Source organism: Mesobacillus sp. (genome assembly GCF_049588175.1).
Lineage (GTDB): Bacteria > Bacillota > Bacilli > Bacillales > Cytobacillaceae > Mesobacillus.
Genome location: NZ_JBAVFI010000350.1, coordinates 1 through 1,745, shown reverse-complemented (window position 1 = coordinate 1,745; position 1,745 = coordinate 1). Strand labels below are relative to the sequence as shown.

Below are 1,745 nucleotides of genomic sequence, written 5' to 3'. Positions count from 1 at the left end.
ATGATCCAGGCAGTTCAGGAGGATGGCGTCAGCAAGAAGGATGTTACGATTGCCTTCATCTTCCTCGTTGCCTGCCACGCTGTCGTTGAAGATACACTGATTTTCGTTCCACTCGGAATTCCTGTGCTGCCGCTTTTATTGATTCGCCTCGGAGTGGCCATATTATTGACCGTTACAGTAGCCTTTATCTGGAACCGCGCGGAACTCGCAAAAAGAAAGGAAGCAGTATATGAGCAATAAAATAGACACCGTCCTATTCGATTTGGATGGGACATTGATTGATACAAACGAATTGATTATTTCATCCTTCCTTCATACGATGGAACATTATTATCCAGGCCAATATCAGCGGGCGGATGTCCTGCCGTTTTTAGGGCCGTCGCTGCAGGAAACCTTCGAACCAATGGATCCTGAGGGCTATGAAGAAATGATCACAACATACCGTACGTTTAATCTTGCAAACCACGACCTTTTGGTAAAAGAGTTTGAAGGTGTGTACGAAACGGTCAGGATTTTAAAAGAAAACGGCTTCCATTTAGGGATCGTGACGACTAAACGTTCGGACGTAGTGGAAATGGGATTGAAGTTGACAGGACTGGATGAATTTTTCGAAGTGATTGTCGCTCTTGATCATGTTGAAAATCCAAAGCCTGATCCTGAACCGCTCTTAAAAGCATTGGAACTATTAGGCTCATCTCCGGAAAGAGCCGTCATGGTCGGTGATAACCACCACGATATCCTTGGCGGAAAAAATGCCGGCACGAAAACGATAGGCGTTTCATGGTCGATTAAAGGGAGAGAACATCTAGAACAATACAAGCCAGATTACATTTTAGATAAAATGGCTGATATCCTGCCGATTCTCGGGGTGTAAGATGAGGAAGACGACGCGTTATCGTGTTGAAGGCGCCAATTCTCTCTGGCATGTTTATAAAACCGTCCCATTTTGGAAGGTAGTCAAAAATTTCATCGTCATTCAGGTTGCGCGTTATACTCCGTTCCTCGGAATGAAAAACTGGCTGTACCGCAATTTTTTAAGAATGAAGGTCGGTGACCAGACATCTTTCGCTCTGATGGTCATGCTGGACGTCATGTTTCCGGAAAAAATCAGCGTCGGCCGCAACACAGTGATTGGATATAACACGACCATCCTCGCGCACGAGTACTTAATCAAGGAATACCGTCTCGGTGATGTGAACATCGGCAGCGAGGTCATGATCGGAGCCAATTCGACCATCATGCCTGGCATCACGATTGGAGATGGAGCGATTGTATCAGCTGGTACTCTCGTCCATAAGGATGTCCCTGCTGGGGCTTTTGTCGGCGGGAATCCAATGCAAGTGATCTACTCGAAGGAAGAGCTTGCAAAGCGCTGGGCTGAAGATGAAATTTACGGACAAGCTCCGGCAAAATAAAAAACGAAATGGGCCTCCCATTTCGTTTTTTTTATGAGGTTCTTACTTGTTTTGGATAATAGTTAATAAAGGAATAAAGAAAATCCCGTTTCGCGTCTATTTTAAAGGATATGGAAAATCTGAATAGCAGTAAATCGTGTTGTCGGCAAACTCATTTGCTTCCCGGAACGAGCATGTTTTCAATCCGATTTTTTTAGCAGGAATCAAGTCAGTCTTTTGGTCGCCAACGGCAAGATCCAGTTGATACCGCTCATGCAGATATTGATACGCGTGAATATCGGGCTTTAACGAGTAGCCGTCATCTGCCGGGCAAATGACTTCCGCGAAATA

Annotated in this window: 2 protein-coding genes and 2 pseudogenes; 3 read left to right on the top strand and 1 reads right to left on the bottom strand. The window is 45.1% G+C overall.

From position 1 onward, the window contains the following. From WB217_RS08785 to WB217_RS08775, 3 genes and pseudogenes are all read left to right on the top strand, one after another. A pseudogene (locus WB217_RS08785) lies at positions 1-240 on the top strand (nucleoside recognition domain-containing protein); the annotation flags it as partial. Further along, complete coding sequence (ppaX, locus tag WB217_RS08780; protein ID WP_423992602.1) at positions 230-874, top strand: pyrophosphatase PpaX; 645 nt, start codon at positions 230-232, stop codon at positions 872-874. The pseudogene WB217_RS08785 and the gene ppaX, both read left to right, overlap by 11 nt. A gap of 1 nt (position 875) precedes the next feature. Then, positions 876-1,415, top strand: a complete 540-nt coding sequence (locus tag WB217_RS08775) for an acyltransferase (RefSeq protein WP_423992600.1) — start codon at positions 876-878, stop codon at positions 1,413-1,415. Positions 1,416-1,511: 96 nt separating this feature from the next. On the opposite strand, the pseudogene WB217_RS08770 reads toward WB217_RS08775, so the two are convergent. Next, positions 1,512-1,745, bottom strand: a pseudogene (locus WB217_RS08770) (hypothetical protein); the annotation flags it as partial.

What these genes read in the sequence shown, in the direction of transcription:
- ppaX (WP_423992602.1), top strand. Translation starts at nt 230, where the DNA reads ATGAGCAATAAAATAGACACCGTCCTATTCGATTTGGATGGGACATTG.
- WB217_RS08775 (WP_423992600.1), top strand. Translation starts at nt 876, where the DNA reads ATGAGGAAGACGACGCGTTATCGTGTTGAAGGCGCCAATTCTCTCTGG.